Annotated in this window: 20 protein-coding genes and 1 riboswitch; of the genes, 15 read left to right on the top strand and 5 right to left on the bottom strand. The window is 43.0% G+C overall.

The window, feature by feature from the left end; all coding sequences use genetic code 11:
* Positions 1–281 precede the first annotated feature (281 nt).
* Positions 282–2984, top strand: a complete 2703-nt coding sequence (aceE, locus tag FTU05_RS05970; RefSeq protein WP_180164597.1) for a pyruvate dehydrogenase (acetyl-transferring), homodimeric type — start codon at positions 282–284, stop codon at positions 2982–2984.
* Between the two features lie 2 nt (positions 2985–2986).
* Positions 2987–4969 carry a 2-oxo acid dehydrogenase subunit E2 gene (locus FTU05_RS05965; RefSeq protein ID WP_180164595.1) on the top strand — a complete coding sequence of 661 codons (1983 nt, stop codon included), beginning with the start codon at positions 2987–2989 and terminating at the stop codon, positions 4967–4969.
* 229 nt (positions 4970–5198) lie between these two features.
* On the opposite strand, the gene FTU05_RS05960 is transcribed toward FTU05_RS05965, so the two are convergent.
* Positions 5199–5720, bottom strand: coding sequence for a hypothetical protein (locus FTU05_RS05960; RefSeq protein ID WP_180164593.1), 522 nt, complete (start codon positions 5718–5720; stop codon positions 5199–5201).
* Between the two features lie 58 nt (positions 5721–5778).
* A riboswitch (yybP-ykoY riboswitch) is annotated at positions 5779–5921 on the top strand.
* A gap of 74 nt (positions 5922–5995) precedes the next feature.
* Between FTU05_RS05960 and FTU05_RS05955 the strand changes: the two genes are divergently transcribed.
* The 7 genes from FTU05_RS05955 to recJ all read left to right on the top strand — a co-directional run bounded on the left by FTU05_RS05955 (position 5996) and on the right by recJ (position 13545).
* Positions 5996–6574, top strand: coding sequence for a TMEM165/GDT1 family protein (locus FTU05_RS05955; protein ID WP_078190565.1), 579 nt, complete (start codon positions 5996–5998; stop codon positions 6572–6574).
* A 195-nt stretch (positions 6575–6769) separates the two neighbouring features.
* On the top strand, positions 6770–7567 hold the full coding sequence (locus FTU05_RS05950) for an MBL fold metallo-hydrolase (protein WP_078190564.1): 798 nt from the start codon (positions 6770–6772) through the stop codon (positions 7565–7567).
* A 97-nt stretch (positions 7568–7664) separates the two neighbouring features.
* Entirely contained in the window at positions 7665–8030 is a 366-nt protein-coding gene (locus tag FTU05_RS05945) for a YkgJ family cysteine cluster protein (RefSeq protein ID WP_180164591.1), read from the top strand.
* A 219-nt stretch (positions 8031–8249) separates the two neighbouring features.
* Positions 8250–9716: an IMP dehydrogenase gene (guaB, locus tag FTU05_RS05940; protein WP_078190562.1), complete on the top strand. Its 1467-nt coding sequence runs from the start codon at positions 8250–8252 to the stop codon at positions 9714–9716.
* A 118-nt stretch (positions 9717–9834) separates the two neighbouring features.
* Positions 9835–11166: a phosphoglucosamine mutase gene (glmM, locus tag FTU05_RS05935; RefSeq protein ID WP_180164589.1), complete on the top strand. Its 1332-nt coding sequence runs from the start codon at positions 9835–9837 to the stop codon at positions 11164–11166.
* An 18-nt stretch (positions 11167–11184) separates the two neighbouring features.
* Entirely contained in the window at positions 11185–11841 is a 657-nt protein-coding gene (pdxH, locus tag FTU05_RS05930) for a pyridoxamine 5'-phosphate oxidase (RefSeq protein ID WP_180002691.1), read from the top strand.
* Positions 11842–13545 carry a single-stranded-DNA-specific exonuclease RecJ gene (gene recJ, locus FTU05_RS05925; RefSeq protein ID WP_180164586.1) on the top strand — a complete coding sequence of 568 codons (1704 nt, stop codon included), beginning with the start codon at positions 11842–11844 and terminating at the stop codon, positions 13543–13545.
* A gap of 71 nt (positions 13546–13616) precedes the next feature.
* Here recJ and FTU05_RS05920 read toward each other — a convergent pair whose 3' ends face one another.
* A complete protein-coding gene (locus FTU05_RS05920; RefSeq protein WP_180164584.1) occupies positions 13617–14402 on the bottom strand; it encodes a putative porin in 786 nt (261 codons plus the stop codon).
* Positions 14403–14727: 325 nt separating this feature from the next.
* Positions 14728–15576: a putative porin gene (locus tag FTU05_RS05915; protein ID WP_180164582.1), complete on the bottom strand. Its 849-nt coding sequence runs from the start codon at positions 15574–15576 to the stop codon at positions 14728–14730.
* 181 nt (positions 15577–15757) lie between these two features.
* Between FTU05_RS05915 and prfB the strand changes: the two genes are divergently transcribed.
* The 5 genes from prfB to FTU05_RS05890 all read left to right on the top strand — a co-directional run bounded on the left by prfB (position 15758) and on the right by FTU05_RS05890 (position 20837).
* Positions 15758–16853 (top strand): peptide chain release factor 2 gene (gene prfB, locus FTU05_RS05910; protein WP_111884474.1). Its coding sequence is split into 2 segments (ribosomal slippage): positions 15758–15829 and positions 15831–16853, totalling 1095 coding nucleotides; the frame shifts between segments, so codons are not numbered across the junction.
* 154 nt (positions 16854–17007) lie between these two features.
* Positions 17008–17307, top strand: coding sequence for a helix-turn-helix transcriptional regulator (locus FTU05_RS05905; protein ID WP_078190555.1), 300 nt, complete (start codon positions 17008–17010; stop codon positions 17305–17307).
* A gap of 37 nt (positions 17308–17344) precedes the next feature.
* Entirely contained in the window at positions 17345–18433 is a 1089-nt protein-coding gene (locus FTU05_RS05900; protein ID WP_180164580.1) for an alkene reductase, read from the top strand.
* Between the two features lie 87 nt (positions 18434–18520).
* The gene (locus FTU05_RS05895) at positions 18521–19801 is read left to right on the top strand and encodes a 3-deoxy-D-manno-octulosonic acid transferase (protein WP_180164578.1); all 1281 of its coding nucleotides are present in this window, start codon (positions 18521–18523) and stop codon (positions 19799–19801) included.
* Between the two features lie 325 nt (positions 19802–20126).
* Positions 20127–20837: a 16S rRNA (uracil(1498)-N(3))-methyltransferase gene (locus tag FTU05_RS05890; RefSeq protein ID WP_180164575.1), complete on the top strand. Its 711-nt coding sequence runs from the start codon at positions 20127–20129 to the stop codon at positions 20835–20837.
* Here the strand turns inward: FTU05_RS05890 and FTU05_RS05885 are convergent.
* Entirely contained in the window at positions 20823–21794 is a 972-nt protein-coding gene (locus FTU05_RS05885; RefSeq protein ID WP_078193200.1) for a mechanosensitive ion channel family protein, read from the bottom strand. The genes FTU05_RS05890 and FTU05_RS05885 overlap by 15 nt on opposite strands.
* 123 nt (positions 21795–21917) lie before the next feature.
* Complete coding sequence (locus FTU05_RS05880) at positions 21918–22496, bottom strand: DUF805 domain-containing protein (protein WP_180124383.1); 579 nt, start codon at positions 22494–22496, stop codon at positions 21918–21920.
* Between the two features lie 284 nt (positions 22497–22780).
* Here FTU05_RS05880 and acs point away from each other — a divergent pair, with 284 nt between their 5' ends.
* Complete coding sequence (gene acs / locus FTU05_RS05875) at positions 22781–24724, top strand: acetate--CoA ligase (RefSeq protein ID WP_180164573.1); 1944 nt, start codon at positions 22781–22783, stop codon at positions 24722–24724.
* The last annotated feature ends 281 nt before the right edge of the window (positions 24725–25005 follow it).

The raw sequence follows: 25005 nt of genomic DNA, 5'->3' as shown, positions 1-25005 counted from the left end.
GCGCATATAACATCTGTATACGAAGCCATTGTCTGAACCTCTACAGACAATGGCTTTTTTATTTATCGCTAATAACTATAAAATTATCATTCTAAAAAATATTGTCTGTATGAAAAATGGCGAAAATTGACCCAAAAATGTAAATTTGTGTAATTGTTAATCAATAAGTATTTAGTAAATAAATAACAGGGCTATTTCGTATTCATCTGTGGCGATAACTCAGCCTAGCCAAAATATGGTACTAATAGAGCCATATATTTAGCACATAGGATAGGTGAAGTATGGCGTTTTATGGCGATACAGATGCGCAAGAAACCCAAGAATGGCAGGACGCATTTGATTCAGTTTTACAGCACATGGGAACTGACCGCGCTGCATTTTTGCTTGAAAAACTCTATCAACAAGCGATTGCTAAGCACGTTCCCATTCAGCGACTAAATACTCCTTACTTAAATACCATTTCAGTTGAAGAACAACCGCCTATGCCAGGTGATTCGGATATGGAGCGCCGTATTCGTGCGCTGATCCGCTGGAATGCCTTAGCGATGGTACTGCGTGCCAATAAAACAGGTGATGACTTAGGTGGTCACTTGGCAAGTTTTGCATCATCTGCAACTTTATATGACGTGGGCTTTAACCACTTCTTCCGTGCCAATAGCGACAGCTTTGGCGGTGACATGATCTATTATCAAGGTCACTGTGCACCGGGTATCTATGCACGTTCGTTCTTAGAAGGTCGTTTGACTGAAGAGCACTTAAATAATTTCCGTCGTGAAGTTGGCGGTAAAGGTTTGCCGTCATACCCACATCCATATTTGATGCCAGATTATTGGCAGTTCCCAACCGTATCGATGGGTCTAGGTCCAATCATGTCGATCTATCAAGCACACATCCAAAAGTACTTGATGAACCGTGGCCTGATCAAAGAAGAAAACCGTAAAGTTTGGGCTTACCTCGGTGATGGTGAAATGGATGAGCCTGAAAGTACAGGTGCCATTTCACTTGCAGGTCGTGAAAAGCTCGACAATCTGATTTGGGTCGTGAACTGTAACTTACAGCGTCTAGATGGCCCAGTTCGTGGTAATGGTAAAATTATTCAAGAACTTGAATCATTGTTCCGTGGTGCAGGCTGGCGCGTGATTAAGGTGGTATGGGGTCGTCATTGGGATCCGTTACTGGCAAAAGATGATTCAGGTGCCTTAAAAGCGGTGATGGAAGAAGCGGTTGATGGTGACTTCCAACGCTATCAAGTGAAAGGCGGTGCGTATACGCGTGCACATTTCTTTGGTAAGTATCCTGAAGCTGAAGAGTTGGTGCGCAACTTAAGCGATGAAGATATCGATAACCTGAACCGTGGTGGTCATGACCCGTACAAAGTGTATGCGGCTTATGCAGAAGCGATGAAGGCCAATGGTCAGCCAACTGTAATCCTAGCGAAAACAGTGAAAGGCTATGGTTTGTCTGAAGAGATTGAAGCCGTCAACAAGACGCATCAAATCAAGAAAATGCAGCTTGAGTCGTTGAAATACGTGCGTAACCGTTTCAACTTGCCATTTACCGATGAACAGCTTGAAGAAGTGCCATTCTATCGTCCGAGCGAAAACTCACCTGAATTGAAATACATGAAGGCGCGTCGTGAGGCATTGGGTGGTTATTTACCGGCACGTCGTAAAGAAAGTGAGCAGCTAGCGATTCCAGAGTTGTCTGTGTTTGATGCGGTACTGAAAGGCAGTGGCGGTAAAGAACAATCGACGACTATGTTGATGGTGCGTTTGATTTCTTCGTTATTGAAAGAAAAAGCCATTAAAGACCGTGTCGTGCCAATCGTGCCAGATGAAGCACGTACTTTTGGTTTGGAAGGTATGTTCCGTCAGTTGGGGATCTATGCTGCGCATGGTCAAAAATATACCCCTGAAGACCAAGAACAATTAATGCATTATCGTGAAGCCAAAGATGGTCACATGTTACAAGAAGGGATTAACGAAGCAGGTGCGATGAGTGCGTGGGCTGCGTTAGGAACCAGTTATTCAACCAATAACTTGCCAATGATTCCGATGTATATGTACTACTCGATGTTCGGTTTCCAGCGTATTGGCGATATTGCATGGGCTGCAGGTGATGCACAGGCGCAAGGTTTTTTGCTCGGTGCAACTGCGGGTCGTACAACACTGAACGGTGAAGGTTTACAGCACCAAGATGGTCATTCACATATCTTGGCAAATACGATTCCAAACTGTATTTCTTATGACCCATGTTTTGGTTATGAGTTGGCAGTAATCGTACATGATGGTTTAAAACGCATGTACGTGAACCAAGAGCGTGTGTTCTACTACTTAACAGTAATGAATGAAAACTACGAACATCCAGCTATTCCTGAAGGTGCTGAAGAAGGCATTAAACGTGGTATGTATCTCTTCGAAGAAGATGAGAAAGCAACGGTTCAGTTGATGGGTTCAGGTGTGATTCTGCGTGAAGTGATTAAAGCGGCGAAAATCCTTCGTGATGAATATCAAATTCATTCAAACGTGTGGAGCGTCACTAGCTTTAACGAATTAGCTCGTGATGGTATGGCGTGTGAAGAATACAACCGCTTACATCCGTTGGCTGAAGATACGAAAGAAGCTTGGGTCTCTCAATTACTTCGTGAAAAAGACGGTATTGTGGTATCGGCAACCGATCACATGCGTGCATATAGCGAACAAATCCGTGCCTATCTTCCAGACAATCGTCCATTCGTGGCATTAGGCACAGATGGTTATGGTCGTTCAGATACACGTGGCAACTTACGTAGCTACTTTGGTGTTGATGCCGCACATATTGTGGTTGCAACATTGAAAAAACTCGCGGATGAAGGCGAAGTTGATGCACGTTTAGTTAAAGATGCCATCTCAAGCTTTGAACTAGATACTGACCGTCCAGTGGCATGGGCTCCGCAGGAAACGCCGGAACTGCATGCTGTGGCTGACTACAAAGAGGAGAACTAATCATGCAAATTACGACTCCTGATATTGGTGTAGATAAAGCAACGGTCGCTGAGATTTTAGTGAAAGTCGGCGACACCATTAGCGTTGATGACAGCATTGTGTTGTTAGAGTCTGACAAAGCCTCTGTTGAAGTGCCAAGCACTTTGGCAGGCGTGGTGAAAAGCATTGCAGTTAATCTGGGTGACAGTGTTGCTGAAGGTGCTTTGCTGATCGAGTTGGAAGCAGAAGGTCAAAGTGCTGCTACAGCTGAGCCAGTACAAAATGCAACTGAAGACCAAGCAGCAGAACCAACTCCGGTTGTGGAAGCAGAACAAGCTGCAGCAGCACCTGTTGCAGCCAATGCTCCTCAGTCGCAAAGTATCGATGTGCAAGTCCCTGATATTGGCGTAGAGAAAGCTACGGTGAGTGAGATTTTGGTCTCTGTCGGTGATGAGATTGATGTTGATCAAAGCATTATCGTGGTGGAATCAGACAAAGCGACAGTCGAAGTCCCAAGTACTGTATCAGGCCGTGTTGAATCGATCACGATCAGTGCTGGCGATGTAGTGAAAGAAGGTGTAGTGATTTTAACGGTAAAAACGGCGGCTTCATCTGCTGCGGTTGAATCGGCTGCTGTGCAAGAAACTGCACAGCCTGTTGCTGCACCTGTTGTTGCAGAAGCAACACTAGCGCCGTCTACGGCTACAGCGTCTGCACCTGTTGAAATTACAGTGCCTGACTTAGGTGTTGATAAAGCAGCAGTGGCTGAAATTTTAGTCGCTGTGGGTGATGTGGTTGAAAAAGACCAAAGCATCATCGTGGTGGAATCAGACAAAGCAACGGTAGAAGTGCCAAGCTCTACTGCTGGTAAAATCACCGCGATTCATGTTCAGTTAGGGCAAAGTGTCTCTGAAGGCGTCGCTTTGGTGACGATAGAAGCCGAAGGTCAAGCTGTTGTAGCACCCGCACAAGCAGCGAAACCTGCACCAGCTGTAGCACAGCCTGCGACAGTTGCACCTAAAGCTGAAAGCAAAGTTGAAGCAGCTCCACAATCACAAGGCGCAGATAAACTCACCAAAGAGCAAAATGCTGCCAATGCCAAAGTGTATGCAGGACCGGCCGTTCGTAAGCTTGCACGTGAATTGGGTGTGGTTTTGGCAGAAGTCAAAGCATCTGGCCCGCATGAGCGTTTAATGAAAGAAGATTTATTCGCTTATGTAAAAACCCGTTTGACTACTCCGCAAGCGGCACCTGCAGCTCAAGCTGTGGCACAGGTTTCAGGCTTGCCGAAATTGCCAAGCTTTGATGCTTTTGGTGGTGTCGAAGAGAAAGTTTTGACACGTTTACAACAAGTGTCGATTCCGCAATTGTCTTTAAACAATTTTATCCCGCAAGTGACGCAATTCGATGCTGCGGATATTACCGATCTTGAAGCTTGGCGTAATGATTTAAAAGCTAACTTTAAGAAAGAAGGTATTGGCTTAACCATTATGGCTTTCATCATCAAAGCAGTGGCTTATTTGTTGAAAGAAGAGCGTGAATTTGCAGGTCATTTGTCTGATGATGGCAAGTCAGTATTGCTACGCAATGAAATCCACATGGGGATTGCCGTGGCAACGCCTGATGGTTTGACCGTGCCTGTACTGCGTAATCCAGATCAAAAATCGATTAAGCAGATTGCAATTGAGCTGGGTGAGCTGAGTCAAAAAGCACGTGACAAAAAACTGTCGCCGAAAGATCTACAAGGTGCGAACTTTACCATTACCAGTCTGGGTTCAATTGGTGGTACGGCATTTACACCGCTGGTTAATTGGCCACAGGTGGCGATTTTAGGTATTTCACCTGCAACTATGCAGCCGGTGTGGAATGGTGAAGGCTTTGATCCACGCCTAATGCTGCCGCTGTCATTGTCATACGATCACCGTGTGATTAATGGAGCGGACGCTGCACGTTTTGCCAATAAGCTGACGAAGCTGCTCAAAGATATCCGAACTTTATTGATCTAATCTGACCCACTTAAGTTTCAAAAAACCCTGCTTTGGCAGGGTTTTTTTATGGCGTCGTGATGGTGGACTGACAAAGCCAGTCAGGAAGTTCAAGAGGTGAGGGGTAGAGCTTTAATGCTGAGTTTGCGTTGAGGTTATAGGTGAGTGGAAGCGTACGATGTGGGTGCGCCGTCGACCAAAGCTTATGTCGTAAATGTTCAAAGCGTTGGAAGTCTTTTAAAAATAAGCCCTAAAACTTTTCATAATGCCCCAGTTCTTGTACATGTTGATACGCATGTGTTTGGCCCTGTTGGTGCTGGAAGTCATAGTCCATCAGCCAAATACGCTGCGGTTGAAAGAGATGTGCGAGTGAATAGGCTTGAAGGCCGCAATTATTACCATAAACAAAGTACGGTGAATGAAATAACTCCGCTTGCGTATCGATGCGCACGGTTTTAAAGTTAATCACTTCATGTTCAGGATATGGACGGTTGTGACCTAAACCACATCCGCTAATGATGTCACCTTGAAAGCAGGCTTTGAGCATGGGTTGATAGTGTACCCACCACGCATAATCTGAATGATGGGCAATTTGAGCCTGAGGAAGTTGAAGAAAACTTTGATTACAGCAAATGATTAGCAGCTTTTTTGAGGGCTGAATGGTGGTTAAGTCGAAATTGAGCTGAGATGGACCACCTGCAATAATTAATACATCCTGCACATGTATATAGTGTTGAATAAATTCTTGAAATTTTTGATTATTGTTTTGCATATCAAATTGAGTCATCGAAAATTAAAATTGCGAAAACATGCATTCCTCGCTAGAATAGCATTACTTCATTGGGGAGTAGCCGCTTTTTACGCAAAGTAAAAAGGTGATGGTCAACATATTTGCTCTAAAACGAGCATGGTCATCATAGCAAAGAACCAAATGAGCTCTTCGTAGCTTTCTTTTGTTGGCAAGACCTTTGATTTATCACTCTGCACATTGGCTAGCAGGAGGGATAAGTCATCGGTATATGTTATTGCTAGCCAGAGAAATGCACCATGTTAACCGCTTTCTTCATTTCCCTTGCTGTTGTTGCCCTGTCAGAAATGGGTGATAAAACACAATTACTTGCCTTACTGCTTGCTGCACGTTTTCGTAAACCCGTTCCGATCTTAATTGCAATTTTCCTCGCGACTGTGGTCAACCACGGGGTTTCTGCTGTGTTGGGTCAATGGATTACCACTGTTTTAAGTCCAACCGTTTTATTGTGGATCGTTTCTCTGGGCTTTATTGCTATGGCGGTGTGGATGTTGATCCCCGATCAATTGGATGATGAATCTGAAAGTATCAATAAGTGGCAAAAATATGGGGTATTTGGTGCCACTTTCGTTTTGTTCTTCTTGGCTGAAATTGGAGATAAAACCCAAATTGCCACAGTCGCACTGGCTGCACGCTTTGACAGTATTGGCTGGGTGACTTTGGGGACGACGCTAGGCATCATGTTGGTTAATGCGCCTGCGGTATTTATTGGCAACAAACTAGCAGAAAAACTACCGATTTCACTGATTCATAAAATTGGCGCCTTGGTATTCTTGGTGATTGGTTTGGCTGCGTTGGCACAACACTATTTATTTTAAATAGCAATCTCACCTTATAAAAAAATACATGAAATCCTGAGTTAAAAACTCAGGATTATTTGCCAATAAATGAGACCCAATTCACTGATATTTCAGATAATATTGACTGAATATTTATTGTAAGTTTCCCTAAATAAATATATGTTATTCACCTATAGAATATATATTTTTTGATAAAAAATTTGGGGAATGGGAATGGCTTTCGAACGCACAACATCACAGGTACTTTATGATGATGGAAAGCATAAATGTATTAGCTTTACCAGTTTGGTAAAAGGCGAGGGCGTACAGGCGAACCAGTTCCTGATTTTGGATAATGAGCGCGCAGCGGTGCTCGATCCAGGTGGTGACTTGACTTATGTCCCACTGACTATGGAACTGAATAAATATACCCGTTTGACCAATCTTGACTATGTGATGGCCTCGCATCAGGACCCTGACATTATTACTTCGATGCCACGTTGGTTGGTTTATACCGACGCCAAAGTGGTGGCATCTAAACTGTGGGCGCGTTTCTTACCGCATTTAAACTCTGCATTTATGAGTGACCGCATGAAAGGCAACTGGCTAGATCGTCTGATCGAACTGCCAGATCATGGGCAGGTGATTCCATTAGGCAATAGCCATTTGGTGGCTGTTCCTGCACACTTCCTACATTCGGTTGGTAACTTCCAATTTTATGACCCGATTGCCAAAATTTTATTCTCAGGGGATATGGGCGCATCTATGGTGGACGACGCCTCTAAACCTTTAGAAAATTTTGCCGCTCATATTCCTAAAATGAAAGGCTTCCATCAGCGCTATATGTGTTCGAACAAAGTGATCCGTCTGTGGGTCAACATGGTACGGACGATGGATGTGGAAATGATCGTACCGCAGCACGGGACACCATTTATTGGTAAAGAACAGATCAACCAATTTTTAGATTGGATCGAAACCTTACAATGTGGTGTTGATTTAATGGATGAGACAGTTTTTACTTGCCCAGTATAATGACTTGAAAATTTCAAAAAATAATTGAGTTTGCAGATAACATTTTTTAATATTTTTGTCCATAAAATAAGCTTTTAGATGACGAGAATAGATAAGAATGTTGTCTCAAATACCGACTCAGGATGCATGTTTAACCTGTGGAGCATGTTGTGCCCACTATCGCGTTTCTTTTTATTGGACAGAAGGGCTAAATATGCCTGAACATTATACGGAACCTGTGACATCGGTGTATTCATGTATGGTGGGTACGAATCAGGCAAATCCACGCTGTATTGCTTTGGGTGGAGAAGTGGGCAAACAGGTGAGTTGTAACATGTATGAGGCACGTAGTTCATCTTGTAAAGAAGTTCAAATCGCCGATGAGCAATGTAATAAAGCACGCATCGCGCATCAAATGATTCCATTGATCACTATTCCACTGCATGATGCTGAAAATGACGAAGATTTCGATCAAGTCAGTTAAGGCTTTATTTCCAGAATAAATTTATTGAAATTAGGCGGTAGAGTCTTCGGATTCTGCCTGTATTGCACTGGATGCTGACCAACCCCCAGAGTATTCTTGCTGAAAACAGCATATTCGATGGTTAATACTGAAAACTCCGTAAAGAATTGCCGCAATTAAAATGAAAATTGAACGGAAATTTGTATATAATGGCTCACGGAAATTACCAGCGAGACTGTTATGTTGACCATCGTTCAAGAAGCCCTAACCTTTGATGATGTCTTATTACTCCCTGCCTATTCTACTGTTCTCCCAAAAGATGTCTCTCTTAAGACACGTTTCACACGTGGCATCAATTTGAATATTCCACTTGTTTCTGCTGCGATGGATACTGTGACTGAATCACGTATGGCAATTGCAATGGCGCAAAACGGTGGTATCGGTATCCTGCATAAAAACATGGATATTGCTGCACAAGCTGCAGAAGTTCGCCGCGTGAAAAAATTTGAAGCAGGTATGGTGAAAGACCCAATTACCGTTACACCAGAAACGACTGTACGTGAGCTGATTGCTTTAACTCAAGCAAATAACATCAGCGGTGTACCAGTGGTGAAAGACGGTCAAGTGGTGGGTATTGTTACTGGTCGTGACACTCGTTTTGAAACCAATCTTGAGCAACCTGTTAGTAACATCATGACAGGTCATGATCGTTTGGTGACTGTTCGTGAAAACGAATCAAAAGAAAACATCCAAGCATTACTTCAAAAGCACCGTATTGAAAAAGTCCTTGTTGTAAATGACAACAACGAACTGAAAGGTTTAATCACGGTTACTGATTTCCGTAAAGCTGAAAACTATCCAAACAGCTGCAAAGATGACTTAGGTCGTTTACGCGTTGGTGCTGCAGTTGGTACAGGTGCAGAAACACCAAGCCGTGTAGAAGCATTGGTAGAAGCGGGTGTTGATGCGATTGTTGTTGATACAGCACATGGTCACTCTGCAGGTGTAATTGAACGTGTACGTTGGGTTAAAGCCAACTATCCACAAGTTCAAGTGATTGGCGGTAACATCGCGACTGGTGATGCAGCTCTTGCATTATTAGATGCTGGCGCAGATGCAGTGAAAGTGGGTATTGGCCCGGGTTCAATCTGTACTACACGTATTGTTGCTGGTATTGGTATGCCGCAAATCTCTGCGATTGATAGCGTTGCCAATGCACTAAAAGATCAAATTCCATTGATCGCAGACGGTGGTATCCGTTTCTCAGGTGATATGGCAAAAGCGATTGGTGCAGGCGCGAGTACCATCATGGTAGGTTCATTGATGGCGGGTACTGAAGAAGCACCTGGCGAAGTTGAATTCTTCCAAGGTCGTTACTACAAAGCGTATCGTGGTATGGGTTCATTGGGTGCGATGGCAGGTGCAACAGGTTCTGCTGACCGTTATTTCCAAGACTCAAAAGCCGGCGCTGAAAAACTTGTACCAGAAGGTATTGAAGGTCGCGTACCTTACAAAGGCCCAATGGGTAACATCGTTCATCAAATGATGGGTGGTTTACGTTCATCTATGGGTTATACCGGTTCTGCGGTGATCGATGACTTACGTAAAAATGCACAGTTTGTCAAAATTACTGCGGCAGGTATGTCTGAATCTCACGTACATGACGTGACTATTACTAAAGAAGCACCAAACTACCGTGTTGGTTGATATTTAGTAGCTTTTAGCCGAAAAGGCCGTCATTAATATGACGGCCTTTTTGTTTTTGGTGTAAAGTATTTGCAGTAAAAAGTGATGATTAAGATCACCATTAAGAAGTGAGTACAACATGAGTTATTTTGGTACAGATGGCATTCGTGGCAAATTCGGTGAATTGCCTATTACCCCTGAATTTGCATTAAAACTAGGATTTGCCGCAGGTAAAGTATTAAAACAATACAGTAAAAAAGCAAAGCCCATCGTTGTACTAGGTAAAGATACCCGATTATCGGGCTATATTTTAGAGTCAGCATTACAAGCCGGTTTAAACGCAGCAGGTGTTTATGTTCATTTGTTGGGTCCATTACCTACACCTGCAATTGCCCATTTAACCCGTGCATTACATGCCAGCTTAGGCATCGTGATCTCGGCGTCGCATAATCCGTATTTTGACAACGGCATTAAGTTTTTCTCGAGCGAAGGTAAAAAATTGCCGGATGAAATTCAAGAAGCCATTAACAAAGAACTTGAAAATGACTTGGTGATCGAAGACCCTGCAAACTTAGGTAAAAGTGTGCGTGTAAAAGATGCCAATGGTCGTTATATCGAGTTTTGTAAATCAACCTTCCCGTACCATTTTGACCTGACAGGTTTAAAAATTTTGGTGGACTGTGCCAATGGTGCAGCCTATAGCGTTGGCCCTTCGGTGTATCGTGAACTGGGTGCAAAAGTGATTGCGCTGTTTAACGAACCGGATGGTTTGAATATCAATAAAGACTGTGGTTCGACGCATCCTGAGTTTTTACAAAAAGCAGTGGTTGAACATCAGGCGGATTTAGGGATTGCCTTTGACGGTGATGCTGACCGCGTGATTATGGTCGATAAAAATGGTCAGCAAATTACTGGTGACCATATTCTTTATATTTTAGCCACTCAAGCGAGTCAAAAACCTGCGGGTATCGTGGGTACCGTGATGAGCAATATGGCACTTGAAATTGCTTTAGATCAAGCCAAAGTGCCGTTGCTTCGTGCCAAAGTCGGTGACCGCTATGTTTTACAAGGCCTAGAAGAAAAGGGTTGGGTAACGGGTGGTGAGCCATCAGGTCATATCTTGACTTTAGATAAGAGCACCACAGGTGATGCGATCATTGCTTCACTACAAGTGTTGACCGTCATGGTTGAACAAGGCAAAGCCTTGCATGAACTTGTGGAAGGTTTTGAATTATTGCCAAACGTATTAGTGAATGTACGCCTTGCAGCGATGTTTGACCCGTATGCTGTACCAGCTTTGGTGTCTGAATTTGAAAAAGCTGAAGCTCAGCTTAAAGGGCGTGGTCGCATCTTGATTCGTAAATCAGGCACAGAGCCGGTCATTCGTGTCATGGTTGAAGGTAATGACCTTGAAGAAGTCACCGCATTGGCAAATCATTTGGCCGATGCTATTCGTGCCAATGCAGCTTAAATCAAGAGGGGAAATTGCATGAATGATGTGATTAAGGACTTAAGTGAACTGCGTTTAACTTATCAAAAAGGTGAGTTGCATGAAGATCAGGTCAACCGTGATCCACATGAGCAGTTTTTATTATGGTTTAACCATGCCTTAGAAGCACAATTGCATGAACCCTATGCTATGTCTTTGGCTACGGCAAATGCCCAAGGTCGTCCGCACGTGCGGACGGTCTTGTTGCGCGGTGCGACCCATGCAGGTTATGACTTCTACACCAACTATGACAGTCAAAAAGGCAATGATCTGCTCGATAATCCTTATGCAGAATTGTTGTTTTATTGGCAAGAGCAGGAACGTCAAATTCGGGTCAGTGGTCGTGTGGAAAAGATATCTCTCGAAGAATCGACGGATTATTACCATAAACGACCGCGTGACAGCCAAATCGCAGCACACATTAGCACTCCACAAAGTGGTGTTATCGCCAGTCGTGAAGAATTACAACAGCGATTCCAAAATTTGCATGATCAAGTGGAAAGCAAAGACGTATTGGCGAAACCTGAGTTTTGGGGTGGCTATCGTTTAGTTCCGGATTATTATGAATTTTGGCAAGGCCGTCCAAATCGTTTACATGACCGCTTGAGTTATAAACTACAGGATGGTCAATGGGTTTTACAGCGACTGATGCCATAAATGTCTAAACTTTTAATTCAACAAAGACCCCATTTGACGCGCCCTGAAGATATTCAGGGCGTTGCCCCGTTTATTGCTGATTTATTGGCACGTCGTGGGGTTTCTTCCGCACAAGAGCTGGAATTGAAGCTTAAGCACTTACATACGCCAAACTTAAAGGGTTTAGAGCAAGCGATTGAAATAATCGATCAAGCAATTGATACTCAAAAGAAAATCGTCATTGTTGGTGATTATGATGCCGACGGTGCGACCAGTACTGCATTGATGGTCTTGGCACTACGTGATATGGGCGCGGATGTTGAATATCTTGTTCCAGATCGTTTCAAATATGGTTATGGTCTGACACCTGCCATTGCCGATTTGGCCTTCGTGAGCTTTACTCCAGATGTGCTGATTACGGTCGATAATGGTATTTCGAGCCATGCTGGTGTAGCGCAGGCACAGGCGCATGGTATGCAGGTGATCATTACCGACCATCACCTGACCACAAAGGAAACACCACAAGCAGAAGCAGTGGTAAACCCCAATCAGTTGGGATGTGAGTTTCCAAGTAAAGCCTTGGCTGGTGTTGGTGTCGCATTTTATGTGTTGGCAAATTTGGCCAGTATGCGCAAAAAAAATGCTAAATCCACAGCCAATCTCAGCCAATATTTGGACTTGGTGGCCTTAGGCACTTATGCCGATGTTGCAAGTCTAGATCTGAATAATCGGATCTTAATTGATGCTGGTTTGAAGCGGATTCAGCAAGGGCTATGTCGTCCAGGGATCAGTGCATTATTGGATATTGCTGGTCGTGATCCTGCACAGTTAAAAGCACAGGACTTGGGCTTTGTAGTTGGCCCACGACTCAATGCAGCTGGGCGTATGGAGACTATGGATATTGGGATTGAGTGTCTGATTGCGGCAGATTTAAGTACGGCTTATCCGATTGCGCAGCAGTTGAATCAACTCAATATTGAAAGACGCCAAGTCGAAGGGCAGATTAAACAGGAAGCTCTGGCTGAGTTAGAACATATTCAGCTTGATCAGGATAACTTACCTGCAGCCTTGATCATGTTTGAACAGCATTGGCATCAAGGGGTGATTGGGATTGTTGCAGGGCGTTTGAAAGAACAATTCCATAGACCTGCAATCGTCTTTGCCGCAGATGAGGATGGCGTACATATTAAAGGCTCTGCGCGTTCTATCGAAGGTATTCATATTCGAGACAGTATTGAGCGTATTGCTGAATTACATCCGCATTTAGTGAGTCATTTTGGTGGACATGCTGCCGCAGCAGGACTAACCATTCAAAAGCAGCATTTTTCTGAATTTAAAACCGCTTTTGAAGCACTCATCGCTGAGCAAGATGAAAGTTTATTTCAGGCGACTATTTGGACAGATGGTGAATTGCCTGATTCGGCCATTAATGTCGAAACCGTCGATCTTTTGCAAAATTTAAGTCCATGGGGACAAAAATTTCCTGCACCGGTCTATGAAGGCCTATTTAAAGTTTTAGATTATCGTTGGTTGAAAGATGTGCATCTGAAATTAAAACTTGCTTTAGATAATGGCTTAATGGTGGACGCAATTGCATTTAATGCGGCAGAAAAATATGAATTTAATCCTATGCAAGATCAAATCCGCTTGGTCTACGAACTCGATAAAAATGAATTTAGAGGAAATGTCAGTGTTCAATTGAGAGTTCTACACTTGGCTCAATAAATTCTATTTTTACAGGCAAATAAAAAAACCGCTCAGAAGAGCGGTTTTTTTATGGTTTTGACTTCAATGGATTAGAAGCGGTATTTCGCTGCTACACCAAATGAATTGTAGTCATTGTTGCCAACTTCACCGAAACCAACACGACCTTCAAGGCTTACTTGTTGGTTGAAGAATTTACGTGCATTGATCCCTACTTCGTTACGATCAGTGACATCGTTGTTGTAGTAGTCGGCACCAACACTGAAAGTTTTGTCGATGAAGTAATCCGCTGCTAGATTGAATTCATCTAGATCACCGAATGCTGCACCCGCTTCAAGGTTGATGTCTTTACCATTGCTTAAAGTTGTTACGTATTTAGCACGTAAAGTTGGATCTACACCATCATCATCATCGTTATCCCAACCTTTCACACCAACTGCAACTAAGAAGCCTGGTGCAGGAAGATAACCGACTTCAGCGCCGTAGTAAGTTGTATCGTTGTCTATTGTGCCGACTGCAGTGTCAACTTCGACATTATTACGGCTTACATCACCAGATACATAGAAATCTGAGTTTGGTACGAAGTATTCGATACCAACGCCATAAGTATTGTCGTCAACATTGCCACGGTCAGCGAAAGTTGCGTGTGCATTTACGTTACTTGCACGGTTTAAGAATGCAGCTTCTGCAAGAGGAGCGTTACGCGTTTGAACAGGGTTGAAGTAATAAGTACCGTTTACACCAAATTCACTGCCAGAGCTTCCATTATCTGGGTCGATGTAACCAGCTGAAGCGCCTACTTCTGCTTGATAAGCATGAGCTGTACCTGTAATAGCAAGTGCAGAAAGAAGTGCTGAAGCAATTGCGAGTTTTTTCATGGAAACTACCCCTCTAAATTGTTTGGCTAAATTTAATACATTTTTTGTTACAAGTTTTAGTCTAGAGAATTTTTAAAGATGGTCAATCGCTGCAAAGTTGCAGAACTGTGTATTCGGTAATTTTATGTAATTTCAATTACTTAAGATGTTGAAAAATATATAATTATTATTAATGTTTTGTTTTATTAAAACTGTGTAGATATTATGAATTTGTAGATTATTTGGTCAATAACTCGACTTTTTTTAAAGTAAATATTACATCCAAAAGAAAAAAGCACCTCAATTTTGAGGTGCTTTTTTATGCACATTCCTAATTCAAACGAAATTAGAAACGGAAAGTTGCATTGATGTTGAACGCTTGAACGTCGTCACCAAAACCAACCTGACCACCGATTGCTAGGTTCGGGTTAAGGAAGTATTTTGAACGGATAGCGAAGAAATCCGTGTCTACATCACCATCATCTTCGATGTTGTAAGATGCACCCACGCTAAATGCTTGGTCGAAGTAGTAGTCTGCACCAATCGTAACAGAGTCTAAATCACCAAAAGCGCCATCTGCTTCTAGGTTGATGTATTGACCATTATTAAGAGGAGCAACATATTTTGCTTTGACAGCAAAACGGTTATCGTCATCACCATCTTCAACTTTAACGCCGTCAACACCAGCAGCTAAAAGTAAATTAGAAACAGGTAAGAAGCCAACCAATGCACGATAAGTCGTTACATCATAGTCGTCTTTATCAGAACCTGACCAACTTGGGAATTTATAGTTTTCTTTGTACTTAACTCGAGAAGTACCAATTTCACCATTTACATAAAATTGTTGATAGTAGTATTCGATACCAGCCGAAATTGAATGTACATCTTGTTCATCAGTTTCAGTACCAAGTTCAACGCCATCAAAAATTGCGTAATCAACGCTTTCTTTACGATTAAAAGCATATTGAGCATAGACGTTGCTATTATGCCCAAGGAATGCGGCTTCATTTAACGGACCATTACCAGTTTTTACTGACTCAAAGTACAATGTACCTTTTACATCAACAGAATGATCTGAATCTGTATAGTCATCATCCCAATCAGTATATGTATAGCCACCATCAATTTGCGCATCATAAGCAAAAGTTGATGAAGTGATAACAGCTAATCCTAGTGCAAGTAATGTCTTTTTCATAAAACCCTCGAAACATTATTGTTGTAAAAAAAATGTAATAAATAGTAATGCGAGCGTATTGTTCATATTATGTGCATTGAAGTCAATGATTTGGATGCTCAATCTGGCTGAAACTGTGCAAATTCTCTGTGATATAATAGGCGGCTATTTAAGCCAAATTTTTTGATTGAGAGTAATTCACGTGGAAATTAATCCGTATCTATTACAGCTAAAAGACTTAAACGACCGTGGTCAAACATTACGGGGGTATCTTTGACTACGATCTGAAAAAAGAGCGTTTAGAAGAGGTTCTACGTGAGCTGGAAGACCCAGCAATTTGGAATGATCAAAGCCGTGCGCAAGCAATGGCAAAAGAAAAAGGTGAACTCGAAAACGTCATTAACGTGCTCGAAGGGCTTTCAACTCAACTAGAAGATGCCCAAGCAATGCTGGATCTTGCGGTTGAAGCAGAAGAAGAAAGCTTACTTGCAGATGTGCAAGCAGAGTTAACTTCAGCGGAAGCAGAACTTGCGAAATTAGAATTCCGTCGTATGTTCAGTAATCCGATGGACCCGAACCCATGCTATGTCGAAATTCAAGCAGGTTCAGGTGGTACTGAAGCACAGGACTGGGCATCGATGTTACTGCGTATGTATCTACGTTGGATTGAACGTCATGGCTTTAAAGCAGAAGTGATGGAAGAGTCTGATGGTGATGTGGCAGGGATCAAGTCTGCAACGATCCGTGTAGAAGGTGAGTATGCATATGGTTGGTTACGTACAGAATCTGGCGTACACCGTTTAGTCCGTAAGTCACCTTTTGACTCGGGTAACCGTCGCCATACTTCATTCTCAGCGGTTTTTGTATCCCCTGAAATTGATGATAATATTGAAATTGAAATCAATCCAGCTGATGTACGTACTGATACCTATCGTGCATCTGGTGCGGGTGGTCAGCACATTAACAAAACAGACTCTGCGGTACGTTTAACTCACGCTCCAACAGGGATTGTGGTGGCATGCCAGAACCAACGTTCACAGCACGCCAACCGTGACCATGCATGGAAACAGTTACGTGCAAAATTGTACGAACTTGAAATGCAAAAACGTAATGATGCGGCACAAGCGTTGGAAGACACCAAGTCAGATATCGGTTGGGGCAGCCAAATTCGTTCATACGTTTTAGATGACTCGCGTATTAAAGACTTACGTACCAGTGTGGAAAGTTCAAACACCGGCGCAGTACTTGATGGTGATTTAGATAAGTTTATTGAAGCCAGCCTCAAACAAGGTTTGTAATTTAAATTTATATAGAAAACAAAGTTCTATCTGTTCTTGATTAATATATCTAAAAAAATCGATATAAAAATCGAAAAAATACGATATAGTATATTCAAGATGCTGAATAGAACTTTGTTGTCCAAATTTTTATTTAATTAAACCCGTTTAAATTATGGATATTGATTTAATTTTTAAAGCACTTGCCAATCCGACTCGACGTCAAATCTTGGAATGGTTAAAAACACCTGAACAATTTTTGTCAGAAGAACAATGTGGCGGCTTTAATCGTGGTGTATGCGCTGGCAATATCGAAAAACTCGGTAATGTTTCGCAGTCTACGATGTCTAATCATTTGTCTGTGTTACAACAGGCGGGCTTAATTCAAGCCGAGAAATATGGTCAATGGTCGTATTTTTCACGCAATGAAGAACTCATTCAGCAATATATTGATTATCTGCAGAACTCACTTTAAATCATTTTTCGCATTTGAAGTGTCAGGCGAGACATATATGGCTGAACTTAATACTCCTCTCATTTTGGGTGATTTACACCTCAAAAATCGCGTTGTAATGGCGCCACTAACCCGTAGTCGTGCAACCATTGACCGTGTTCCAACGCCGATGATGGCTGAATATTATGCACAGCGTGCAAGTGCTGGATTAATCATTTCAGAAGCAACAGTCATTTCAGAAGCAGCAAATGGCTATTTGCAGACGCCGGGTTTATTTACCGATGCTCAAGTTCAAGGCTGGAAACTGGTGACCCAAGCCGTACATGAACAGCAAGGTTTAATTGTGGCGCAATTGTGGCATGTCGGACGTGTCTCACATCCAGATCTGTTGGATGGTAATACACCGGTGTCTGCCAGTGCGGTACAACAGGCGGGTTATGTCAGTCTGCTTCGCCCAAAACGCGAATATGTCGTACCACGTCCTTTAGAGATTGCAGAAATCAAAAGCATTGTTGAGCAATACAAACAGTCTGCAATTAAAGCCAAAGAAGCCGGATTTGATGGTGTGGAATTGCATGCGGCCAATGGTTATTTGATCGATCAATTCCTACAAAGCAAAACCAATTTACGTGAAGATGAGTATGGTGGTTCTGTCGAAAACCGCGCACGTTTATTGCTCGAAGTGGTGGATGCGCTGATCGAAGTGTGGGGAGCAGGTCGTGTAGGTGTGCATCTTGCGCCGCGTGGTGATGAACACGACATGGGCGATCATGATCCACGTGAAACCTTTGGCTATGCCTTAGAGCAGTTGGGGCAACGGAAGATTGCATTCTTCTTTACCCGTGAATATCTGGCGGATGACAGTATTAGTGACTATCTGAAACAGCGCTCAAATGGTGTGCCGTACATTGCCAATATGCGTTTAAGCCGTGAAGATGCCGTTGATTTATTGGCCTCAGGTAAAGCCGATGCGGTGTCTTTTGGTAAAGCCTATATTGCCAATCCAGATTTGTTTGAACGTTTGCTGGCGAATGCTGCACTGAATGAATTGCAGTTGGAAAATATGATTGGAACTGATGTAGCCGAAGGCTATATTGATTATCCAAGCATGAAAAATAAATTTGGTTCAGGTCGTTCAACCTATTAATCGACACTTGAATACGCATTATCCATTAACATGTGGATAATGCTCTGATATATTCTGCCGATTCAAACCGTTTTTGAGCGTAATAATTTGACTACTCCTTTTTGGTATAACGCAGCTTTGGCGCTGATTAAACCGCTATATCAATGGCGCATCAAAAAACGTGCTGAAGATCTCCAACTATATCAGCAAGAGTGTCTTGAGCGCTTTGGGCCATTTCAGCCGGTTAAAAACCGCAATGCAATTTGGTTTCATGTGGTTTCCGTAGGAGAAACCAACGCTGCACAGCCGCTGATTGAACATTATCTCAAAGCAGGTCATCCGGTATTGGTTACCAATACCACCAAAACCGGACAAGCGCGTGCGAAACAATTATTTTTAAAAGCACCGTATGAATCGCTATTTCAGGCTGTATATTTGCCGGCAGATCAAAAAAAATTAGTCCGTCGTTTTATCGAAAAATATCAACCGAAAATGTTGGCACTAGTCGAAACTGAACTCTGGCCAAATTTGATGATTGAAGCCGATCAGGCCAATGTTCCGTGTTTATTGATTAATGCCAGATTATCTGAAAAATCGGCGAAGGGTTATAGCAAAGTCCCGAGTTTGACGCAGCCGATGCTAAAGAGTTTGAAACAATTATTGGCGCAAGATCAGGCAACTTTAGCGCGATTTATTGAGTTGGGTGCTAACCCGCATACCAGTCAGGTCGTGGGAAGTATCAAATTTGATATTCATGCGCCCGATAGCTTTGTGCAACAAGCAGCGCAGTTGCGTCAAGATTGGGCTTTACAAGAGCGTAAGATTATCACCATTGCCAGTACGCATGCACCAGAAGAACAAAAGCTGCTCGCAGTACTGCAGCCGATTTTGCAACAACAGCCTGAGCTGTTATGTATCGTCGTACCACGTCATCCTGAACGCTTTGATGAGGTTTTTGTAGAAGCGCAGAAACTGAATTTACGCACACAGCGCCGCAGTTTAAAGCAAACGATTCAGCCTGAAACGCAAGTATATTTGGCAGATAGTATGGGTGAGTTATGGCTTTGGCTGGCAATGAGTCAGGCCTGCTTTGTCGGCGGGTCTTTAAATGAACCGGGCGGTGGACATAATATTTTGGAGCCCATCGCGTTACATGTCCCGACAGTATTAGGTCAGCATTATTTTAATTTCCAAACCATTGTGGATGAATTTGTAGCGGCTCATGCGGTTGTGGTTGTGCAGGATTTTGAGCAGGCGGCCAGTGCATTGGTTGAGATCATTCAAAATACTGCGAAAGCGCAGGCTTTAAATGATGCAGCGCAGCTGATTATGCAAAAGAATACCGGGTCGCTGCAAAAGCATATTCAGGTGATTGATCAATACCTTTGATTTTTCAACCATGATTTAAATTGGTTGTTGTTTTAAATAGATGAATGAATAGGCTCGATGGAGTCTTACATCTAAGGTTTGAAGAAAGGGGTTAGCCTTAGGCTGGAGGTACTCTTACGAAACGTTGTTTCTCATTCGGCAAAATGGAATGCGAAGCTTCGCAAGGAAGCCATCTTGCGGTGCAGTGCAGCTCACCGACAAAACGCGTCGAATTTTTATGTCTAACAAATAATCGCTGAAACTTGAGTGATTCTATTGAGTGTTGCCTTGAACCGTTGTGGATGACGTTTTCGCGTATCCAATTGAACTGGGTAAGAGAATTTTTATGAACATTGTCCTGCTTGACCCACGTCAAACTGAATCTGAACTGTGGAATATCAGTGCCAAACGCCAAATTGAGCATTTAAAAACCCATGTCGATGTACAAGTGGGCGATACCCTCAAAGTCGGGATTCGGGAAGGAAAGCGTTATTTAACCCAAATCGTCAGTATTACGGATAACGGCATTCAACTTAAACCCTTACAAGAAGAAGAAGTACCAGCAAAGCATCCAGTGACTTTAATTGTGGCAATGCCTCGTCCGAAAGTGTTGCGCCGTCTGATCATGGATGCCGTCACCTTAGGCGTAGAAAAAATCATTTTGCTGCACAGTTATCGCGTGGATAAAAGCTATTGGCAAACACCTTTTTTACAGCAGCTCGATCACTATGTGACGTTGGGTTTGGAGCAGGCAGGTGACACCATTGCGCCCAAAATTGAACTGTATAAGCGTTTTAAACCCTTTGTGGAGGATGTTTTACCGAGCATGATCTCCTCGGACTATCCGGCTTATGTGGCGCATCCTTATGTCGAAGATGTGATGCCTACAGGGATTCAACATGGATGTACGATCATCATTGGACCTGAAGGTGGATTTATCCCTTATGAGGTCGATTTACTCATAAAAAACGGTTGCCAAGCAGTCAGCTTAGGCAACCGAATTATCCGGACAGAAACTGTGATTCCGTACGTTTTAGGGCGATTATTTAGCTGTTGACGCTTCTGTCTCAGCTTGATCACCACGGTAAACTTTCACTTCCTGTACAGGGTAAGGAATTGAAATACCATTTTGATTGAATGCTTGGATAACGTGTTCTTGCACTTCACTGATCGAGTTCGCAGTGGTGGTTTCTGTGGTATCTACCCACCAACGGACATTCAGATTGACTGAGAAATCAGCCAAAGCATTCACGTTTACGGTAAACGCAGGTTGGCTCAAAATCGTTGGGTCTTTGTCCAAAATAGCCAAAACAATGTTTTTAGCTTTTTGAATATCATCTTCATATCCAATACCCACCACAAATTCACAACGACGACGTTGATAAGCGGTATTCACCGTTACCGCACTGGTGTAAACCGTCGCGTTTGGAATCACGATACGACGACCATCTGGAGAGCGTAGGAAGGTTGCACGGATCTGAATATCTTCAACCGTACCTTCCATGCCTGACACAATAATGTCATCACCGATTTTGAATGGTTCACCGAGGAGAATCAAAATACCCGACAGTAAGTTCTGGAAAATATCTTTAAACGCGAAACCGATTGCGACCGAACCAATCCCCAATGCACTCATGAGCTGACCCGGTGTGAAACCAGGGATCGCAATGACCATTGCAATTAGGAAACCGAAGAACATAATGGCTGAGCTACCCACACGGTTCAGGACCAAAACTAGATTTTGTTTTGAGTAAGAACGGTCAGTGAGCGCTTTACGAACAAAGAATCTAAAGAGTTTAGACAGTAGATAGAAGATCGTAAAAACAATTAATGCGATACAAATATATGGCAGGCGTTCCCAAAATCCATCGACAAATTTATCGATCGTTGAGTAGGCGTCATTATATTTAGAGGTATGTTCCAGCACGGTTTGTGCGGTTTTTTCTGTTGCCTCTTGCAAAAGTTGAGTCGTGCCTTGAGTGACATCACTCAAGGCATTTTCTTTTTCAGCCACGAGTTTTCCAAATGTTCCGGTTTTTCGCTATTTTGCCTGAAATTAGTGACGAAAATAACCCTCATTTACAGGCTTGCGAACAGATGTATCAAAATTCAGACAGGCTCAAATTCGGTTAGTGGCTTAGAAATATTCAGTGCCTTGTTGAATGATTTCTGTTGGCGATTCAATTTCTCCGCTACCCATCATATACGAGGTGATGCTACCTGTAGCCAAGAGCGACAAGACACTGATTAAAATCATCAACCATGCCAGAATTTTTTCCCAAACGGCAGCAGGGCGTGGCGCGCCGTATTGATTTACGGTCGGTGTGCCTGAGGCCAATAATAAATACAGGATAAAGAATAGATTGATCACGGGGATAAATAAAAGCAGTAGCAACCAACCGGCTTTATTGAGGTCATGCAGTCGACGGACGACAAAGACACAATAAAAATAAATGTAAAGAATCATAATCGCCAAATAGGCGAGGCCAGATATCCCAGTGAATATACCAACAAATTGCTCATTTAACGCCATGGTATTGATGTTGAAAATACCCACGGCAAGGCTTAAAGCGATTATGGCAAAAAAGCTGATGATATTGAGAAAGCCATACCAACCAATCATGCTCAGTCGACCAAAACGTCCATCAGGTTTCAGGGGATTATCCGATGTAGTGGTCGTCTGACGGGAAAAGAAAGAAGAGTCATTGGTGTTCATGATCGGATCAACTCAACGTATATGAAAGAATAAAAAAGCGGAGTGCTGAGTAAAATTACCTTTACATTATAGGTTCAAATGAACTGGTCAGATACTGAATTAAAACATGTTTTTGTTGAAATTTTGCTTATAGATGTGCTTTAAATGGGAAAGAATAATACGACCAAAGCATGATTGCTGCGATTAAAAATTAATCGTCATACTGCTGTGATGCAGGAATTATAAAAGTAGAAATGTGGCATGGCATCTCGTGATGAGATGAATCAGATCAAGGAAAATACAATATGAAAGAGATCTATCCAGTACCTGAAAGTTTCAAAAAAACCGCGCGCATCAATGAGTCGGAGTACTTTGAGCGTTATCAAAAATCGATTGAACAACCAGATGAGTTTTGGGCGGAGCAAGCGCAAAAGATCGATTGGATCAAACCGTTTACCCAAGTTAAAAATACCAATTTTAAGCAAGATGATTTCAAGATTGAGTGGTTTGCTGATGGTGAACTGAATGTCAGTGCCAACTGTCTCGATCGACATTTAAAAGAACATCCACATAAACCAGCCATTATTTGGGAAGGTGATCATCCTTCACGGCATAAAATTATTTCTTTTGAAGAACTGCATGATGAAACCTGCCGTTTTGCCAATGTGCTGAAAAAACATGGCGTGGGCAAAGGCGACCGTGTGGTGCTGTATATGCCAATGGTGCCAGAAGCGGCAATTGCGATGTTGGCCTGTACCCGAATTGGAGCAGTACACTGCGTGGTTTTTGGCGGGTTCTCACCAGACTCATTGGCAAGTCGTATCGATGACAGTCAGGCGAAAGTCGTGATTACTGCGGATTGTGGGATGCGTGGTGGTAAGCCGATTCCACTCAAAGAAAATGTCGATCTTGCACTCGACATCGAAGGCACATCTTCGGTTCAAAATGTCATTGTGGTGCACCGTACAGGTAACCCGATCGAAATGAAAGCAGATCGTGATTTGTGGTATCACATGGAAATCATGTCGGTCAATGATATTTGTCCACCTGAACCTATGAATGCCGAAGACCCGCTATTTATTTTGTATACATCAGGTTCGACAGGAAAACCGAAAGGTGTATTGCATACCACAGGCGGCTATTTGACCTATGTGAATTGTACTTTCCGTGAGGTTTTTGACTTAAAACAAGATGATGTGTTTTGGTGTACCGCAGATGTCGGATGGATCACTGGGCATTCATATGTATTGTATGGCCCATTGTCGAATGGTACTACCACCGTGATGTTTGAAGGGGTGCCGCAATATCCAAGTTGGGCACGTACGGGACATATTGTCGATAAACATAACGTCACCATTTTATATACGGCACCGACTGCTATTCGCGCCATGATGCGAGAAGGTGATGCCTTTGTCCGAGAAAGTGACCGTAGTAGTTTGCGTTTACTGGGTTCGGTGGGTGAACCGATTAACCCAGAGGCATGGAATTGGTACTACACCGTGGTAGGTGAAAGCCGCTGTCCAGTGGTGGATACATGGTGGCAAACAGAAACGGGTGGTTTCATGATTACGCCATTGCCGGGAGCAACTGATTTAAAACCGGGTTCGGCGACGCGTCCATTCTTTGGTGTACAACCTTCGATTGTCGATGCTGAAGGCAATGAACTTGAAGGCGCCGTAGAAGGTAATTTGGTGATTAAGGATTCTTGGCCGGGACAAATGCGAACCATTTGGGGTGATCCTGAGCGTTTTATTGAAGCCTATTTCTCCACTTATCCGGGGACGTATTTTACAGGTGATGGCGCACGTCGTGACGAGTCTGGCTACTATTGGATTACGGGCCGTGTGGATGACGTCTTGAACGTTTCAGGGCATCGATTAGGAACGGCTGAAATTGAAAGTGCGCTGGTTGCACATGATGCTGTGGCAGAGTCTGCAGTGGTGGGTATGCCGCATGATATTAAGGGACAGGGGATTTGCGCCTTTGTGACCTTACAAGCCGGGACAGCCGAGACGGATGAGTTGCGTCAGGAACTGGTGGCTTGGGTACGAAAAGTCCTTGGACCAGTGGCAACGCCAGATGCACTGCATTGGGCGCCAGCCTTACCAAAAACCCGTTCTGGTAAAATCATGCGCCGTATTTTAAGAAAAATTGCGGCCAATGAGTTGGATTCTTTAGGTGATACCTCGACCTTGGCAGAACCTCAAGTGGTTGAACATTTGATTGCTACGGTTTATCCGAAGTCATAAGAGCAAATTGAGCGTGAGTAATAGTGTTCTGATGAAAGTTTTATCGCTCATGCGACGGGTTATCAAGGCAATAATGAACGTCCTTTCTCCTATAAAAGTTGATTAGGATGAAAGGACGTTCATGATGCATTTTATCCATCCTAAATACGACGTATAAAATGATCAAATTATAAGTCGCCTGAATCTTGGTGACTTAGATTTCATTAGATATAGATTTTACAGATATAGACTGCAGGCATTGAGATAAGCTGAAAGCCTCTACTTTGTTAAGCTAAAACGGT

Origin of the sequence: Acinetobacter sp. YH12049, from assembly GCF_013419875.1 — a bacterium.
Lineage (GTDB): Bacteria > Pseudomonadota > Gammaproteobacteria > Pseudomonadales > Moraxellaceae > Acinetobacter > Acinetobacter amyesii.
The sequence above is the reverse complement of the archived record's forward strand: the minus strand, read 5'-3'. Positions and strand labels throughout refer to the sequence as shown.

What these genes read in the sequence shown, in the direction of transcription:
- aceE (WP_180164597.1), top strand. Translation starts at nt 282, where the DNA reads ATGGCGTTTTATGGCGATACAGATGCGCAAGAAACCCAAGAATGGCAG.
- FTU05_RS05965 (WP_180164595.1), top strand. Translation starts at nt 2,987, where the DNA reads ATGCAAATTACGACTCCTGATATTGGTGTAGATAAAGCAACGGTCGCT.
- FTU05_RS05960 (WP_180164593.1), bottom strand. Translation starts at nt 5,720, where the DNA reads ATGCAAAACAATAATCAAAAATTTCAAGAATTTATTCAACACTATATA.
- FTU05_RS05955 (WP_078190565.1), top strand. Translation starts at nt 5,996, where the DNA reads ATGTTAACCGCTTTCTTCATTTCCCTTGCTGTTGTTGCCCTGTCAGAA.
- FTU05_RS05950 (WP_078190564.1), top strand. Translation starts at nt 6,770, where the DNA reads ATGGCTTTCGAACGCACAACATCACAGGTACTTTATGATGATGGAAAG.
- FTU05_RS05945 (WP_180164591.1), top strand. Translation starts at nt 7,665, where the DNA reads ATGTTGTCTCAAATACCGACTCAGGATGCATGTTTAACCTGTGGAGCA.
- guaB (WP_078190562.1), top strand. Translation starts at nt 8,250, where the DNA reads ATGTTGACCATCGTTCAAGAAGCCCTAACCTTTGATGATGTCTTATTA.
- glmM (WP_180164589.1), top strand. Translation starts at nt 9,835, where the DNA reads ATGAGTTATTTTGGTACAGATGGCATTCGTGGCAAATTCGGTGAATTG.
- pdxH (WP_180002691.1), top strand. Translation starts at nt 11,185, where the DNA reads ATGAATGATGTGATTAAGGACTTAAGTGAACTGCGTTTAACTTATCAA.
- recJ (WP_180164586.1), top strand. Translation starts at nt 11,842, where the DNA reads ATGTCTAAACTTTTAATTCAACAAAGACCCCATTTGACGCGCCCTGAA.
- FTU05_RS05920 (WP_180164584.1), bottom strand. Translation starts at nt 14,402, where the DNA reads ATGAAAAAACTCGCAATTGCTTCAGCACTTCTTTCTGCACTTGCTATT.
- FTU05_RS05915 (WP_180164582.1), bottom strand. Translation starts at nt 15,576, where the DNA reads ATGAAAAAGACATTACTTGCACTAGGATTAGCTGTTATCACTTCATCA.
- FTU05_RS05905 (WP_078190555.1), top strand. Translation starts at nt 17,008, where the DNA reads ATGGATATTGATTTAATTTTTAAAGCACTTGCCAATCCGACTCGACGT.
- FTU05_RS05900 (WP_180164580.1), top strand. Translation starts at nt 17,345, where the DNA reads ATGGCTGAACTTAATACTCCTCTCATTTTGGGTGATTTACACCTCAAA.
- FTU05_RS05890 (WP_180164575.1), top strand. Translation starts at nt 20,127, where the DNA reads ATGAACATTGTCCTGCTTGACCCACGTCAAACTGAATCTGAACTGTGG.
- FTU05_RS05880 (WP_180124383.1), bottom strand. Translation starts at nt 22,496, where the DNA reads ATGAACACCAATGACTCTTCTTTCTTTTCCCGTCAGACGACCACTACA.
- acs (WP_180164573.1), top strand. Translation starts at nt 22,781, where the DNA reads ATGAAAGAGATCTATCCAGTACCTGAAAGTTTCAAAAAAACCGCGCGC.